General features: G+C 69.5%; 15 protein-coding genes. 11 read left to right on the top strand and 4 right to left on the bottom strand.

All coding sequences use genetic code 11. The features are described from left to right. The first annotated feature begins 90 nt into the window (after positions 1-90). The 9 genes from EV656_RS11990 to EV656_RS11950 all read left to right on the top strand — a co-directional run bounded on the left by EV656_RS11990 (position 91) and on the right by EV656_RS11950 (position 8,043). Complete coding sequence (locus tag EV656_RS11990; protein ID WP_132604317.1) at positions 91-549, top strand: Lrp/AsnC family transcriptional regulator; 459 nt, start codon at positions 91-93, stop codon at positions 547-549. A gap of 26 nt (positions 550-575) precedes the next feature. Further along, positions 576-1,223, top strand: a complete 648-nt coding sequence (locus EV656_RS11985; protein WP_132604315.1) for a class II aldolase/adducin family protein — start codon at positions 576-578, stop codon at positions 1,221-1,223. Between the two features lie 122 nt (positions 1,224-1,345). Continuing rightward, positions 1,346-1,594 (top strand): hypothetical protein, encoded by a 249-nt coding sequence (locus EV656_RS11980; protein WP_132604313.1) that lies wholly within the window; start codon positions 1,346-1,348, stop codon positions 1,592-1,594. Positions 1,595-1,674: 80 nt separating this feature from the next. Further along, a complete protein-coding gene (locus EV656_RS11975; RefSeq protein ID WP_132604311.1) occupies positions 1,675-2,085 on the top strand; it encodes a hypothetical protein in 411 nt (136 codons plus the stop codon). 86 nt (positions 2,086-2,171) lie between these two features. Then, positions 2,172-2,828 carry an ABC transporter ATP-binding protein gene (locus tag EV656_RS11970; RefSeq protein ID WP_132604309.1) on the top strand — a complete coding sequence of 219 codons (657 nt, stop codon included), beginning with the start codon at positions 2,172-2,174 and terminating at the stop codon, positions 2,826-2,828. Beyond that, the gene (locus tag EV656_RS11965) at positions 2,828-5,242 is read left to right on the top strand and encodes an ABC transporter permease (protein ID WP_132604306.1); all 2,415 of its coding nucleotides are present in this window, start codon (positions 2,828-2,830) and stop codon (positions 5,240-5,242) included. The genes EV656_RS11970 and EV656_RS11965 overlap by 1 nt, the downstream gene beginning before the upstream one ends. Next, positions 5,232-6,299 carry a lipocalin-like domain-containing protein gene (locus tag EV656_RS11960; protein ID WP_132604303.1) on the top strand — a complete coding sequence of 356 codons (1,068 nt, stop codon included), beginning with the start codon at positions 5,232-5,234 and terminating at the stop codon, positions 6,297-6,299. Before EV656_RS11965 ends, EV656_RS11960 begins: the two co-directional genes overlap by 11 nt. Next, positions 6,292-6,846: a pyridoxamine 5'-phosphate oxidase family protein gene (locus EV656_RS11955; protein ID WP_132604300.1), complete on the top strand. Its 555-nt coding sequence runs from the start codon at positions 6,292-6,294 to the stop codon at positions 6,844-6,846. Before EV656_RS11960 ends, EV656_RS11955 begins: the two co-directional genes overlap by 8 nt. Positions 6,847-6,909: 63 nt before the next feature. Beyond that, on the top strand, positions 6,910-8,043 hold the full coding sequence (locus tag EV656_RS11950) for an FAD-dependent oxidoreductase (protein ID WP_165919003.1): 1,134 nt from the start codon (positions 6,910-6,912) through the stop codon (positions 8,041-8,043). Between the two features lie 6 nt (positions 8,044-8,049). Here EV656_RS11950 and mnmH read toward each other — a convergent pair whose 3' ends face one another. The 4 genes from mnmH to EV656_RS11930 all read right to left on the bottom strand — a co-directional run bounded on the left by mnmH (position 8,050) and on the right by EV656_RS11930 (position 14,030). Further along, entirely contained in the window at positions 8,050-9,111 is a 1,062-nt protein-coding gene (gene mnmH, locus EV656_RS11945) for a tRNA 2-selenouridine(34) synthase MnmH (RefSeq protein ID WP_132604294.1), read from the bottom strand. A gap of 233 nt (positions 9,112-9,344) precedes the next feature. Then, on the bottom strand, positions 9,345-10,670 hold the full coding sequence (locus EV656_RS11940) for a UDP-glucose dehydrogenase family protein (protein WP_132604291.1): 1,326 nt from the start codon (positions 10,668-10,670) through the stop codon (positions 9,345-9,347). Positions 10,671-10,815: 145 nt separating this feature from the next. Then, positions 10,816-13,338 carry an ABC transporter permease gene (locus EV656_RS11935; RefSeq protein WP_132604288.1) on the bottom strand — a complete coding sequence of 841 codons (2,523 nt, stop codon included), beginning with the start codon at positions 13,336-13,338 and terminating at the stop codon, positions 10,816-10,818. Further along, on the bottom strand, positions 13,335-14,030 hold the full coding sequence (locus EV656_RS11930; RefSeq protein ID WP_132604285.1) for an ABC transporter ATP-binding protein: 696 nt from the start codon (positions 14,028-14,030) through the stop codon (positions 13,335-13,337). Before EV656_RS11930 ends, EV656_RS11935 begins: the two co-directional genes overlap by 4 nt. On the opposite strand from EV656_RS11930, the gene EV656_RS11925 reads away from it, so the two are divergent. Together EV656_RS11925 and EV656_RS11920 are read left to right on the top strand one after the other, a co-directional pair. After that, on the top strand, positions 14,029-14,706 hold the full coding sequence (locus tag EV656_RS11925) for an arylesterase (RefSeq protein WP_132604282.1): 678 nt from the start codon (positions 14,029-14,031) through the stop codon (positions 14,704-14,706). The genes EV656_RS11930 and EV656_RS11925 overlap by 2 nt on opposite strands. A 73-nt stretch (positions 14,707-14,779) precedes the next feature. Beyond that, a complete protein-coding gene (locus tag EV656_RS11920; protein ID WP_132604279.1) occupies positions 14,780-15,754 on the top strand; it encodes a magnesium transporter in 975 nt (324 codons plus the stop codon). The last annotated feature ends 12 nt before the right edge of the window (positions 15,755-15,766 follow it).

Genomic DNA, 15,766 nt, shown 5'->3' with positions numbered 1-15,766 from the left:
AAATGCGTTGATTTCCATCCCTTGCCCCGGCAGTTTGGAAATGAAATCGTGCACAGCATCGGCGCATCATTCGAAGGATCGTGCACGGCAATGCAGCTTGACGATATCGACCGCCGCCTTTTGGCGGTCCTGCAAAAACAGGGGCGCATCTCGAACGCCGACCTCAGCGAGCGGGTGAACCTCTCGCCCTCGGCCTGCCATCGCCGCGTGCAACGGCTGGAGGCGGCAGGGATCATCCGCGATTACGTCGCCCTGCTGGATCCGCGCAAGCTGGGCCGGCAAACAACCGTGTTCGTCGAAATCACCCTGTCGGGCCAAAGCGACGACATCCTGGACGCCTTTGAAAAGGCGGTGGCGCGCGTGCCGGACGTGCTGGAATGCCACCTGATGGCGGGCAGCGCCGATTACCTGCTGAAGGTGGTGGCCGCCGACAGCGAGGATTTCGCCCGCATCCACCGCCAGTACCTGACCCGCCTGCCGGGTGTGACACGGATGCAGTCCTCTTTCGCGCTGCGCACGGTGTTCAAGACCACCGCCTTGCCGCTATAGCGGGGCGAACCGCAACGGAGGGTGCCATGGACGATCTGCAAACCCGCAAGGCCATCATCGCGGCCTGCCTGAAGATGAACACCGTGGGGCTGAACCAGGGCACATCGGGCAATATCAGCGTGCGGGTGGGCGATTACATCCTGATTACCCCCACCTCTATCCCGTATGAGGATCTGCTGCCCGAGGATATCGTGCGGCTGGATATGGACGGCACGCCGCACGGCCTGCGCAAACCCTCCAGCGAGTGGCGCTTTCACCTGGACATCCTGCGGGCCCGCCCCGACCTGAACGCGGTGGTGCATGCCCATGCGCCCTATTGCACAACCCTGGCGATCATGCACATGGACATCCCGGCGGTGCATTACATGGTCGCCGCCGCGGGGGGCGAGGATATCCGCTGCGCCCCCTATGCCACCTTCGGCACGCAAGAGCTGTCCGATCGCGTGATCGAGGCGCTGGAGGGGCGCAAGGCCTGCCTGATGGCCCATCACGGCATGCTGGCCGCAGAAGCCAGCCTGGACAAGGCGATGTGGCTGGCCGTCGAGGTCGAGGCCCTGGCCAGACAGTACCACGGCGCGTTGCTGCTGGGCGATCCGCCGGTCCTGAACGACGACCAACTGGCCGAGGCAATCGCCCAGTTCACCCGCGGCTACGGGCAAGCAACCACAGATTGAACCGCCAAACCGGCCAAAACGTTGCATCCGCGCAACGGAATCTTGACCTTTATCCACAAGGCTCTGGATTCAGTGGGGACAACCGGGCGTAATCCGGTGTTCGGTAGACGCGGAGAAAAACTATGTCAGTCGTGTTTCACAGCCGTGACGGTCGATCCTGCCTGGGCATGCGCGAGTGCTTTGGCCGCCGTCAGATCGTCTGCGACACCGAGGGGCGCCGCGTCCTGTTCGAGATCGAGGATCCCAACCCGCCCCTGGGCCTGGTCGCAGAGGCATTGCGCGCCGCGGTCGACAGCCGCAACCCGGCCAGCCGCGTCCTGGGCGAATTGCTGGCCCGGCGGATTTCCACCCGTCCACGCGCCGAACGCTGAGTCCCCCTTCTGGAATCACCTGCCCCGCGTTAGGACTCGGTCACACGAGCAAGGATAACGTCCGCCTGGAATGCGGGCGCTTGGCACGAACGGCAACGCAACCGGGCGGCGATATCATGATGCAGGCGATCATTCACAGTGTCGCGGTTGTCGGGCTGACCGACGATCCCGACCGTTTGGGGCTGGGTCCGGGCGACCCGCTGGCCCTTTCCCCCGAAACGGAGGGCGGCATCGCCGTGATGGCCCATGCGCGCCCCGCCGGACCACTGGGCCGCCTGCGGCGCGCGCGCTGGATCACGCTGGGCCATCTGGGCCCCACGGCCCGCGGGCTGGTCGCGCCGATCCTGACGCGGGGCGGACATTTGCGGGTGCGCGTCGTCAACGCCACCTCGGCGCGGCTGGGCGGCCCGGAAATCCGCCTGTCGGTCTGGGCCGACGCAGACGAGGGGCGGGCCGCGCAGGCCGCCCACCGCACCGGCACGGCAGGCTGATCCCCGGACGCCGTGCCGCGCCCCGTCGGGGGTGTGCGCCGCCCGCCCGCGCGCTAGATAGGCGCCCCATGGAACAGGGGCGGGCAATGCTGCTTAAGGTCGAGCAAGTCGAGAAATCCTATCAAAGCGGCGCCGCCCGCGTGGCCGTGCTGCGCGGCATCGACCTGGCGCTGGCGGCGGGCGAAACCGTGGCGCTGACCGGCGAATCGGGATCGGGCAAAAGCACCTGCCTGCACCTGTGCGCGGGGCTGGACCGCGCCGATGCGGGGCGTATCGCGGTTGCGGGGCAGGATCTGTCCGGCGCCAGCGACGCCACCCTGGCCCGCCTGCGCCGCGACACGGTCGGGCTGGTGTTTCAGCAGTTCAACCTGATCCCCTCGCTGACGGTCGCGGCGAACCTGGCCTTTCAGGCGCGCCTGTCCGGGCGGCACGACGCCGATTGGGCGGCGCGGCTGGCCGACCGTCTGGGCCTGTCGGCACTGTTGGACCGCTACCCCGAACAGCTGTCCGGCGGGCAACAGCAGCGCGTCGCCATCGGCCGCACCCTGGCCGCTCGGCCCGCACTGATCCTGGCGGACGAACCCACCGGCAATCTGGACGAGGCGACAGGCGATAGCGTTCTGGACCTGATGCTGGAACTGGTGGCCGAGACCGGCGCAGGTCTGCTGATGGTCACCCATTCCACGCGGCTGGCCGCCCGGCTGAACCGGCAGGTGCATCTGCGCGGCGGACGGCTGGCGTGATGTGGCGGGTCGCCCTGTCCGCGCTGCTGTCCCATTGGCGGCGGCACCCCCTGCAATTGGCCACCCTGCTGCTGGGCCTGGCGCTGGCCACGGCGCTGTGGTCGGGCGTGCAGGCCATCAACGCCGAGGCGCGCGCCAGCTATGCCCGCGCGGCGCAAGTGCTGGACCAGGATCGGCTGGACAGCCTGGTGCCCGCGCGCGGCCTGACCCATATCGGGCAGGATGTGTTCGTCACCCTGCGCCGGGCCGGGTGGCAGGTCACCCCGGTTCTAGAGGGGCAATGGTCCCGCGCGGGCAATTCCGTGCTGGTCTACGGGCTGGACCCCTTTACCGCGCCTGCGGGCAGCCTGCCCGACGCCATGCAGGGCGAGGGGCGGATTGCCGATTTCATCGCCCCGCCCGGCCTGGCCTATGCCGCGCCGCAAACGGTAGAGGCGCTGCAAGGGGTGGCGGGCCTGCCCCCGCTGGTGGCGACGCGGGGCATGGCGCCGGGGATGCTGTTCACCGATATCGGCATCGCGCAGACCCTGCTGCGGGCCGAAGGGCGGATCTCGCGCCTGCTGATCCTGCCCGACCAGCCGCTGACCCGCCCCGCGCTGACCGACATCGCGCCCGCGCTTGAACGGCGCGCCCCGCTGCAACAGGCCGACACGGCGCAGTTGACCGGCAGTTTCCACCTGAACCTGACCGCCTTCGGTTTCCTGTCCTTTGCGGTGGGGCTGTTCATCGTGCATTCGGCCATCGGCCTGGCGTTCGAGCAGCGCCGCGCGATGTTCCGCACCCTGCGCGCGCTTGGCGTGCCCCTGCGGGTGCTGGTCGGGCTGTTGGCGGCCGAGGTGATGCTGCTGGCGCTGGCCGCCGGACTGGTCGGGGTCGCCCTGGGCTATGCGATCGCCGCCGCGCTGTTGCCCGATGTCGCGGCCACCCTGCGCGGGCTGTATGGCGCCAGCGTGTCCGGCAGCCTGGCGCTGCGGCCCGCATGGTGGCTGGGCGGGCTGGCCATGGCGCTGGCCGGCGCGGGCGTGGCAGGCGGGCAAAGCCTGTGGCGGCTGTGGAGCCTGCCGCTGCTGGCCCCCGCGCAACCCACCGCCTGGGCGCGCGCCTCGGCCCGGGCGCTGCGTTGGCAGGGGGCGGCGGCGGGCGCACTGGCGGTTATCGCGGTGCTGGCGGGGGTTTACGGCAGCGGGATCGTGGGCGGCTTTCTGCTGTTGGGGGCGCTGCTGATTTCGGCGGCGCTGGCGCTGCCGGGCCTGCTGGCGCTGATGCTGGGAGGCGCTGCGCGGCTGGCCCGCGGGCCGCTGGCGCAATGGTTCTGGGCCGATACGCGGCAGCAATTGCCGGGGCTTTCGCTGGCGCTGATGGCGTTGCTGCTGGCGCTGTCGGCCAATATCGGGGTGGGGACGATGGTGTCCAGCTTTCGGCTGACCTTTACCGCCTGGCTGGACCAGCGCCTGCCCTCGGAACTGTACGTCACCGCCCGCGACATGGCCGAGGCGCAGCGCCTGCACGCCTGGCTGGAACCGCGCAGCGACGCCCTGCTGCCCATCTGGAAGGTGGAGGGCACTGTTCTGGGCGGCCCGGCCGAGGTCTACGGCGTCGCAGATCACCGCACCTATCCCGACAACTGGCCCCTGATCGTGGGGCGCGACGATGTCTGGCAAACCCTGGCCCGCGGGCAGGGCGCGATCGTCAACGAACAGCTTTGGCGGCGCGCGGGGCTGTCGCTGGGCGATGCGATCCCCCTGCCCGGTGGTGCTGCGCGGCCCCTGGTGGGTGTTTACGCCGATTACGGCAATCCCAAGGGGCAGGTCATCATCGGGGTGGACGACCTGACCGGGCTGTACCCGGACGTAGACCGCCGCCGCTATGCCATCCGCACCGATCCCGCGCAGGTGCCCGGCCTGAAGACCGCGCTGGTCGATGAATTCGGCCTGCCTGCGGACAACATGATCGACCAGGGCCGGGTCAAGGAAATCTCGCTGATGGTGTTCGAGCGGACCTTCCTTGTGACCGGCGCGCTGAATGTGCTGACCATGGGTGTGGCCGGGTTCGCGATGTTCACCAGCCTGCTGACCCTGTCCACGATGCGCCTGCCGCAACTGGCCCCGGTCTGGGCCCTGGGCCTGACCCGGGCGCGGCTGGCGCGGCTGGAACTGGGGCGCGCGCTGCTGCTGGCGGCGCTGACGATGATCGTTGCGGTGCCGGTGGGCCTGCTGCTGGCCTGGGTGTTGCTGGCGGTGGTCAACGTCGCCGCCTTCGGGTGGAAGCTGCCGATGCATGTCTTCCCGACCGACTGGCTGTGGCTGGGCGTTCTGGCGCTGGCGGCGGCCGGTCTGGCGGCGGCCTGGCCCGCCTGGCGGTTGGCCCGGCTGTCGCCCACTGCTCTGCTGAAGGTGTTTGCCGATGAACGCTAGGCTGCTGATCCTGCTGGGGGCGCTGCTGCCCCTGCCCGCGCTGGCGCAAGGCTTTGCCGGGCTGGGCCAGACGACGAACGGCTATGCCCTGCCCGAGCGGGGAACGGCGCTGCACTTTCCCGACGATCACGGCGCGCATCCCGATTTCCGGATCGAATGGTGGTACCTGACCGCCAACCTGACCGGCCCGGACGGCACGCCCTATGGCATCCAGTGGACGCTGTTCCGCAATGCGCTGGCGCCGGGCGATCCGGGCACGGGCTGGTCCACGGCGCAGGCCTGGATGGGCCACGCGGCACTGACCGATGAAACGGGCCACCGCAGCGCCATGCGGCTGGCGCGCGGGGGCACCGGGCAGGCAGGCGTGACCGCCGCCCCCTTTACCGCGTGGATCGACGAATGGCGCATGGCCGGTCAGGCCGCGCAGGGGGACGATCCGCTGTCCGCCCTCAGCCTGTCCGCGCAGGGCGCCGATTTCGCCTATGACCTGGACCTGAGCGCCGATGGCCCGCTGGTTCTGCACGGGGATGCGGGTTTTTCGGTCAAGGCGGAAACCGGGCAGGCCAGTTACTACTATTCGCAACCCTTCTACCGGGTTTCCGGCACGCTGACCCTGCCCGGCGGGGCGGTGCCCGTCACCGGGCAGGCCTGGCTGGATCGGGAATGGTCCAGCCAGCCGCTGGCCGAAGGGCAGGACGGCTGGGACTGGTTTTCCCTGCATTTCGAGGATGGGGCCAAGCTGATGGCCTTTCGCCTGCGGGGGCGGGATGCGGGGTCGGCTTTCCGCTCTGGCACGTGGATCGCGGCGGACGGCAGCGCAACGCCCCTGTCCCCCGACGCGCTGGACATGGAACCGCTGGCCGAAACCCGCGTCGCCGGGCGCGCCATCCCGACGCAATGGCGCCTTGCGCTGCCCGCGCGGGGGGTGGATATCACCGTGCAGGCGCTGCGCGATGACGCCTGGATGGACACGCTTGTCCCCTACTGGGAAGGGCCGGTGCGCGTCACCGGCAGCCACCCCGGCACGGGCTATCTGGAGATGACGGGCTATGAGTGACATATCCACCCTTCCGGGCACGCTGGACACGGTCTGGCAACGCCTGTTCGACGGCGTTGTGAACCGCACCCTGCCGGCCCATACCCCGGTGCTGGCCACCACTGGCCCCGAGGGGCCAGAGGCGCGCATGGTGGTGCTGCGCGCGGTCGACCGGCAGGCCGGTACGGTCGAGTTCTATTCCGACCTGCGCGCGGAAAAGGTGGCCCAGTTGCAGGCAGACCCGCGCGCCACGCTGCTGATCTGGGATGCGCAGGCGCTGCTGCAGATCCGCCTGCGCGCCCGGTTCGATGTGATCGCCGGCGACGCGGCAGAGCCGCAATGGCAGGCGCTTTCCCCGCCCTCGCGCACACTTTACGGTGGTTCACCGCCCCCCGGCGCACCGCTGGGCACCCCGGCGGATCACTGCAATGGCCCGGACCGCGCCGCCTTTGCGGTGCTGCGCGGCACGTTGGACCGGATCGAAACGCTGCTGTTGCGGCCCGACCACCACCGCCGCGCGGTCTTCACCGCCGCGGATGGCTGGCTGGGCGGCTGGCGCGCGCCCTGACCCCTGTCGCGGCACGCCGCACGGGCCTATATGCAGAAAAACCACCAGCAAAGGCCCGCGCCCATGACCGATCCACTGCCCGCCCCCCGCAACCTGGTTCTGATCGGGGGCGGTCATACCCATGCGCTGGTTCTGCTGATGTGGGGGCAGAACCCGCTGCCCGGCGTCCGCCTGACGGTCATCAACCCCGGCCCGACGGCCCCCTATTCGGGGATGCTGCCGGGGCTGGTGGCAGGTCATTACACACGCGATCAGCTGGAAATCGACCTTGACCCCCTGGCCCGCCATGCGGGCGCGCATGTGGTGCTGGGCCGCGCGACGGGCATCGACCGCGACCGCCGGGTGATCCGCGTCACGGGCCAGCCGGATATTCCCTATGACCTGGCCTCGGTCGATATCGGCATCACCTCTGACCTGCCTGACCTGCCCGGTTTCACCGACCACGCGGTGCCCGCGAAACCACTGGGCGCCTTTGCCCAGGCGTGGGAGGATTTCGTTTCCCGCGCCCGCGCAGGCCGGGCCGCCCCGCATGTCACCGTGATCGGCGCGGGCGTGGCGGGTGTGGAACTGGCGCTGGCCGCGCGGCACCGGCTGGCAACGGCGGGACTGGCGCCACGGGTCACGCTGCTGGACGCGGGCACGCAGATCCTGCGCGACGTGCGGCGCGGCGCGCGCGCGGCGCTGAGCGATCAGATTTCAACGCAAGGGATCGACTTGCGCACAGGGGTTCGGATCACGCGCATCACCGCTGCGGGCGCGGAACTGGCCGGTGGCGAAACGCTCCCTGCCGATCTGGTGATCGGGGCGGCGGGCACCCGGCCCCAGGGCTGGCTGGCGGAGACCGGGCTGCACCTGACAGATGGCTTCGTGACGGTCGATCGTTTCCTGCGCTCGGTGACCGATCCGACCATTTATGCCGCGGGCGATTGCGCGCACCTGTCCCACGCCCCCCGCCCCAAGGCGGGCGTCTATGCCGTGCGCGAGGCGCCGATCCTGCTGCACAACCTGCGGGCCGAGTTGACCGGCACCGACCGCCGTCCCTACCACCCGCAGCGCGATTATCTGAAGCTGATCTCGATGGGCGGCAAGCGCGCCGCCGCCGACCGCCTACCCCTGCAGATAGAGGGCGCCTGGGTCTGGCGCTGGAAGGACCGGATCGACCGCCGGTTCATGGCACAGTTTCACGCCCTGCCCTGACGTGGCCTATGCCCCCTGCGCGGCCTCGATCGCCGCGATCACGCGGGGCAAGGCCTGGGCCAGCGCCGCCGGGTCCAGACGGTCCAGATCGACGGTCAGGCTGGGCCGATCCTGAAACCGGGCGCGCTGATTGCCATAGCGCGGGTCGTAATGATGTTCCATCAGGCCGCTTGCCAGCGCTTCATAGGCTTGCGCCCGGGCCATGTCCTGCCAATCCTCGATCCGGTCGCGCGGGTGCTGGCGACGCAAGGCGTCGATTGTGGACAACAGCCGGGCGGGGTCGTCGGTCACGTCACGATACCGCCGCGCCAGGTATTCCGCCCGCGCGGCCAGGGGGGCGCGCAATTCCACACGGGGCGCACCCTTCATCGCGTTCCACAGGGCGGGCGGGATACGGACATTGCCGATCTTGGACGATTCCGCCTCCACCACCACGGGGCGGGACGGGTCCAGATCCAGCGCGGCCATGGCAAGGCGGGTCTCGAACCCCTTTTGCGCGGGCTGCCCGCCGGCCATCCCCCCGAACAGCGAACCGCGATGGTTGGCCAGCCCCTCCAGGTCGATGACCTGCACGCCGGCGTCCGACAGCAGGGCCAGCATGTCGGTCTTGGCGGTGCCGGTGTTGCCGTCCAGGATCACCAGCGGCGCGGGCCAGGGGGCCTCATACAGGGCCGATTGAACCAGCCGCCGATAGCTGCGCCAACCGCCGTCCACCGTTTCGGCCTGCCAGCCGATCTGGCGGAACATCAGCGCCACGCTGCCCGACCGTTGCCCGCCACGCCAGCAATAGACCAGCGGTTTCCAGCTTTTGGGGCGGTCGGCCAGCACGGTTTCCAGATGCGTCGCCACGTTGCGCGCGACCAGCGCGGCACCGATACGGCGGGCGCGGAACGGGCTTTCCCGGGTGTAGATCGTGCCCACCCGCGCGCGTTCCTCGTTCGAAAGCGCCGGTAGGGAAATTGCGCCGGGCAGATGGTCCTCGGCGTATTCGGCCGGCGAGCGCACGTCGATGATGTCATCGAATTCCAGCGCGGCGAGGTCGGACAGCGAAGTCAGGGTCACGGGCATGGCGCCTGTCTACGCCGCCCCGCGCGCGGGCGGAAGGGCTATTCGCCCCGCAAACAGCGCGGCGGCGGGAACACGACCCGCCCGGTCAGCCGACAGCCCCAAGCCAGCCATTCGCACAGCGCCGTCTGCAACAGGTTCTTTCGGCTGCGAGGAAAGCGGTTGGATGGGGGTCATCCCGCGTCAGCGCGCGGGACAGAACGCGGCCACGAGGCAGACGGCCGCGGCCAGATCGCCTAACCCTCGGTGCCGAAGCCCTTTCGCCCGATGCTGACATAGGCGTCAAAGCCTGCATCGCGCACGTCGCCGACGGGGTAGATGTTGCGCAAATCGGCCATCCGGGGCTGGGCCATCGCGCCGGCCAGCCGTTTCAGGTCCAGGCCGCGGAACTCGTTCCATTCGGTCAGGATCACCACCGCGTCGGCGTCTTGCGCGGCCTTGTAGGCATCGTCCATCCACTGCACGCCCGGCAGCAGCGCCTCGCCCTCGCGCCGGCCCTGGGGATCGACCACCCGCAACTGCGCACCACCGCCCACCAGCGCGGGCACGATGGTCAGGCTGGGCGCCTCGCGCATGTCGTCGGTGTTGGGCTTGAACGTCACCCCCAGCACCGCGATCACCTTGCCGTTGACCGACCCGCCGCACAGATCGACCACCTTGTCGATCATCCGCCGTTTGACCGCGTCGTTCACCGCGATCACGGTTTCGGTGATCTTCATCGGGCAGGCGTAATCCTGGCCGATCCGCGCCAGCGCCGAAGTGTCCTTGGGAAAACACGACCCGCCATAGCCCGGCCCCGCATGCAGGAACTTGTTGCCGATGCGGCCGTCCAGCCCCATCCCCTTGGCCACCGCCTTGATGTCGGCGCCGGTCTTTTCGCACAGCATCGCCATCTCGTTGATGAAGGTGATCTTGGCGGCCAGGAACGCGTTGGCGCCGTACTTGATCATCTCGGCCGTTTCCAGATCGGTGTAGACGATCGGGAATTCGCGCAGGAACAGCGGGCGGTAGATCTCTGCCATCACGTCGCGGGCGCGGCCGGATTCAACGCCGACCACCACCCGGTCGGGGCGCATGAAATCGTCGATGGCCGCACCCTCGCGCAGGAATTCGGGGTTCGAGGCCACGTCGAAATCCGCTGCCGGGTTGGCCTGGGCGATGGTTGCCTGCACCTTGCGGTTGGTGCCCACCGGGACCGTCGACTTGGTCACGATGACCGCATAGCCGGTCAGCGCGTTGGCGATTTCCTCGGCGGCGGCCATCACGTAGGTCAGGTCCGCATGCCCGTCGCCGCGCCGCGTCGGCGTACCAACCGCGATGAACACCGCATCCGCGCCGTCCACCGCCGCGGCCAGATCGCCGGTAAAGGTCAGCCGCCCCCCGTCGACATTGCGCGCCATGACCTGATCCAGGCCCGGCTCGAAAATCGGAACCTCGCCGCGTTCGAGCATCTCGATCTTGCGCGGGTCCTTGTCCACGCAGACCACCTCATGCCCGAAATCCGAAAAACAAACGCCCGAAACCAGACCAACATAGCCGGTGCCGATCATCGCGATTTTCATAGTCGCCACTCCACGAGGTTTCGGGCCGGATGCGACAGCGGGGCAGGCAAGTCAAGTCAAACCCACGCCGCTTTTGTGAAGCTTTCGCGACAAGTGGGGCGGTTGACCGATCTTTCGCCGGGAACCTTCCCCGCCCGGCGGGGCGTTATTCGCGGGCGCGCAGCACACGCGCGGGCCGCGCGGCCAAGGGCCGCCAGGCAAAACCCAGCCCCGCCGCCAGCGTCGCCAGCGCGCCGCCCAAAACGATGGCAAGGGCGGAAACCGGCTCGAACGCGTAGCCGCCCATCATCACGAATTCCATCACCGCCCAGCCCGCGACGCCCCCCGCGACAATGGCCACGGACCCCGCCGCCGCCCCCAGCAGGGCAGAGCGCAGGGCGAAATAGGCCAGAACCTGCCCGCGCACCGCGCCCACGGTCTTCAGCACCGCCGCCTCGAAAACGCGCGCGCGTTCGCCCGCCGCGGCCGCGCCGATCAGCACGATCAGCCCGGTCACCAGCGTGGCCGCCGCGCCATAAGCAATCGCCGCGGCCAGCCCGTCCAGCACCTCGGCCACCCGGTCGATGGCATCGCGCACCCGGATCGCGGTGATGTTGGGATAGGCGCTGGCCAGGTCACGCAGGATCGCGGCCTCGGCCTGCGGTTCGGCATAGATCGTGGCGATATGGGTGTGGGGGGCACCCTGCAACGCGCCGGGGTTCATCGCGATCACGAAACCGATCCCGGCGGTGGAAAAGTCCACATCGCGAAAACTGGTCACCTTGGCGGTGATGTCGCGGCCCAGGATGTTGACGGTCACATCATCGCCCAGCTTCAGGCCGATCTCTTCGGCCTCTTCGTCGGAAAAGCTCATGACCGGGGGGCCGTCGTAATCGGCGGGCCACCATTCGCCCCCGTTGACGATGGTGCCCTCGGGCGGTGTGGCGGCATAGGTCACGCCCCGGTCGCCGGTGACGACCCAGTGATCGCCCGCAACCTCGCGCGCGGGCTGGCCGTTGATCCGGGTGATGATGCCGCGCAGCATGGGCGCGGTCTGCACCTTGCTGACGCCCGCATCGCCCTGCAGCCGGTCCAGCACGCCGTCCAGCTGGTTGGGCTGGATATCGACGATGTAATACGAGGGTGCGATCTCGGGCAGTTCCTGGCTGATGGCGCTGCGCAGGTTGGCATCGATCTGGCCCACGGCGGCCAGGATCGACAGGCCCAGCCCCAGCGACAGCACGACCGAGGTCGTTTCGCCCGCCGGGCCGCCCACTGCCCCCAACGCCAGCCGCAGCGCCGTGCGCCCGCGCACGATCCGCGCCCGTGCCGCCCGACGCGCGCCCCAGCGCAGCGCCACCGCCGCCAGCACCAGCACGCCAAGCGCCGCCAGGATGCCAAAGGCCGACCACAGCGCCAGCGCGGGCACGCCGGAAAACCACGCCGCCACGCCGATCAACGCCCCGGCCAGCGCCAGGATCGCGACCAGATAGCGGGGCCGTGGCCAGACCCGCGTGCGCCCCACCGCATCGCGGAACAGGGCGCCTGCGCGGACCTCTTCGGTGCGGGCCAGCGGCCACAGGGTGAAAACCAGCGCCGTCAGCACGCCGTAAAGCGCGGCCTCGGCCAGCGGGCCGGGGGCAATCCCGATCTCGGCGGGCACGGGCAGTTGCGCCTGGATCAGCGGGGCAAAGGCCAGCGGCAACAACGCGCCCAACACCAGCCCGATCACGATGCCCAGGGCCGCCAGCGCCCCGATCTGGATCAGGTAGGCGGCCAGGATTGTGCGGCTTTCGGCCCCCAGGGTTTTCAGGGTCGCGATCACCGCCGTCTTGCCCTCCAGATAGGCGCGCACGGCAGCGGAAACACCGACGCCGCCCACGGCCAGCCCGGCCAGCCCCACCAGCACCAGGAACGACCCCAACCGTTCGACAAACCGGGTCATGCCCGGCGCCCCGTTGCGGGCATCGCGCCAGCGCATCCCGTTATCGGCAAAGCGGTCCTCGGCCTCGGCCTCCAGCGCGGGCAAGTCGGCCACGGGCGGCAGGGCCAGGCGGTATTTGGTTTCGAACAGGGTGCCGGGTTCCAGCAGGCCCGATCCCTGCAGCGCCTGTGTCCGCACGATCAGCCGCGGCCCCAGGCCGAACCCGTCCCCTGCCCCGTCCGGTTCACGGGTCAGAACGGCACGGAATTCATAGGTGCCGGTGCCCAGCCGGAACGTATCGCCGGGGCGCAGGCCCAGCCGGTCGGCCAGCACCCGTTCCATCACCGCCCCGTTGCCCGCCAACGCGTCGGCCAACGGCACGGCGGGGTCCAGCTCTACCTGTCCGAACAGGGGATAGGCGCCATCCACGCCCTTGACCTGGGTCAGCCCGCGTTCGGTCACACCGTCGCGGTCCACCACGACCATGGACCGGAAATCGACGATCTCGGACACGGTTTCCGCGGTTCGCGCCATCCAGGCGCGTTCCGCGTCCTCCGCATAGCGATAGGTAAAGGACATCTCGGCATTGCCGCCCAGCAGCACCGCACCTTCGCGCTGCAACCCGGCGGTGATGCTTTCACGGACCGAGCCCACGGCGGCGATCGCCGCGACCCCCAACGCAAGACAGGCCAGAAAGACGTAGAACCCCCGCAGCCCCCCGCGCAATTCGCGGCGGGCGATACGGGCAGCGACAGGCAGGGTCATTCCGCGGCCCTCCGCCCCTCTTGCGCGGCGACGCGGCCATCGGCCAGCCGCACCACCCGGTCGCAGCGCGCGGCCAGATCCGCGGCGTGCGTCACCAGCACCAGCGTCGCCCCATGCCGATCACGCAGGCCGAACAGCAGATCCATGATCGCCGCCCCGTTGGCACCGTCCAGATTGCCGGTGGGTTCATCGGCCAGCAGGATATGCGGGCGTGGTGCTGCGGCTCGGGCCAGCGCCACGCGCTGTTGTTCGCCCCCCGACATCTGGCTGGGGTAATGGTCGATCCGTGCCCCCAGCCCCACCGCGCGCAACTCTTCCTCGGCCCGGTCAAAGGCATCGCGGTGCCCGGCCAGTTCCAGCGGCGTTGCGACATTTTCCAGCGCTGTCATCGTCGGGATCAGGTGGAAAGACTGGAACACCACGCCCATATGCTGCCTGCGGAACCGGGCAAGCTGGTCCTCGTTCATCGCGGTCAGGTCGTGGCCCAGGGCCGTGACGCTGCCGCCGGTGGCGCGCTCCAGCCCGCCCATCAGCATCAGGAGAGATGACTTGCCCGACCCCGACGGCCCGATCAGCCCCAGCGTTTCACCCCGGTTCACCGCCAGGGAAATGCCGTGCAGGATTTCAACCGGGCCGGCATTGCCGGCCAGGGTCAGGGTGACATCGTCAAGCGAAAGGATCGGATCGGTCATGGGGCGCCTGCTGCGGGGAGTGTCTGCCCTTGGATATGGGGCGCGGGTGGTCGCGCTCAACCTTGCGGTGCTGTTTGCCGCCGGGGCGGCGCAGGCCGAACAGATCACCATCGCCGCGCTCGGCGACAGCCTGACCCAGGGCTATGGCCTGCCGCAAGAGGACGGGTTCGTGCCGCAGATGCAGGCCTGGCTGCGCGCCCAAGGGGCCGATGTGCAGGTGATCAACGCGGGCGTTTCGGGGGACACCACGGCGGGCGGGCTGTCCCGCGTCGGCTGGACCCTAACCCCGGACGTGGACGCGATGATCGTGGCGCTTGGCGGCAACGACCTGCTGCGCGGGATCAATCCGGCGGCCTCGCGCGCCAATCTGGACGGCATCCTGTCGGCGGCAGGTGACGCGGGGGTCGCGGTGCTGCTGGTCGGCATGCAGGCGCCGGGCAATTACGGGCCGGACTACAAGGCGGCCTTTGACGCGATGTATCCCGACCTGGCCGCAACCCACGGCACGCTGTATTTCGAAAGCTTCCTGAAGGGCCTGACCGATCTGCCCGACCGGGGCGCGGCGATGCGCGACTACATGCAGGGGGACGGCATCCACCCCTCTGCCGCGGGGGTTGCCCTGATCGTGCAGGCGATGGGCCCCAAGGTGCTGGCGCTGATCGACCGCGCCCAGTGACGCGCTGCCCCCTAGGCGGGGCGGGTCGATCGGTCTAGGACGGGGCCAACCGCCCCTGTCCCAGGACCGCGCCATGACCGCACCCGATTTCTGCCTCGCCGATACCGCCTGCGAACATATGGTCGCGGATGTGCCCACCGCCCGGCCCGAAACCCCGGTGGCGCAGGTCATCGCCGCCCTGCGCGGCCAGCATTTCGCCTGCGCCGACACGATCTTCGTCACCGATGCGGGCGGGGCGTTGCAGGGGATCGTGCGCATCAACGACCTGTTCGCCAACGGCGCCGCCTGCATCGCCGAGATCATGGAGCCCGAGCACGAGGCCGTCACTGCCGATGCCGACCAAGAGGCCATCGCCCAGCTTGCCATCCGCCTGAACATGATCGCCGTGCCCGTGGTCGATGACGCAGGCCACCTGATCGGCGCGGTCCCGCCAGAGGCGCTGTTCCGCATCCTGCGCGAGGAACACATGGAGGATCTGCAACGCCTGGCCGGCATCGGCGCCCATGAGGCGGGGCCAGAGGCCGCGCTGGACGCCCCCCTGCGCGACCGCTTTGCGCGCCGGTTGCCCTGGCTGGTGTTCGGGCTGGCGGCCTCGACCATCGTCACGCTGGTGATGATCCGCTTCGAAGAGGCGTTGCAAGCCAACGTCACGGTGGCCTTTTTCGTGCCCGCGCTGGTCTATATCGCGGGGGCCATCGGGGCGCAGGCGGTATCTGTTTCTGTGCGGGGGCTGTCCACGCAGGACGTATCCATCGCGGCGCTGCTGCGCGATGAAATGGCCATCGGGCTGGCCATCGGCGCCGCACTCGGGCTGCTCGCTGGCGGCGGCGTGCTGGCGGTGTTCGGCGATGCCCTTCTGGCGCTGGCCGTGGGCATCGCGGTACTGGCCGGCGGGGCGGTGTCCGCGGTGGTGGGCTTTGCCCTGCCCTGGGCGTTCAAGCGATTGGGATCGGACCCGGCCATGGGCAGCGGCCCGGTCTGCACGGTGATCCAGGACGCAGCCAGCCTGTTGATCTATTTCGGCGTGGTCTCGGCGCTGATCCTGTAAGCAAAGGAAAAC

Source organism: Rhodovulum adriaticum (assembly GCF_004345735.1).
Taxonomy (GTDB): Bacteria; Pseudomonadota; Alphaproteobacteria; order Rhodobacterales; family Rhodobacteraceae; genus Rhodovulum; species Rhodovulum adriaticum.
The sequence above is the reverse complement of the archived record's forward strand: the minus strand, read 5'-3'. Positions and strand labels throughout refer to the sequence as shown.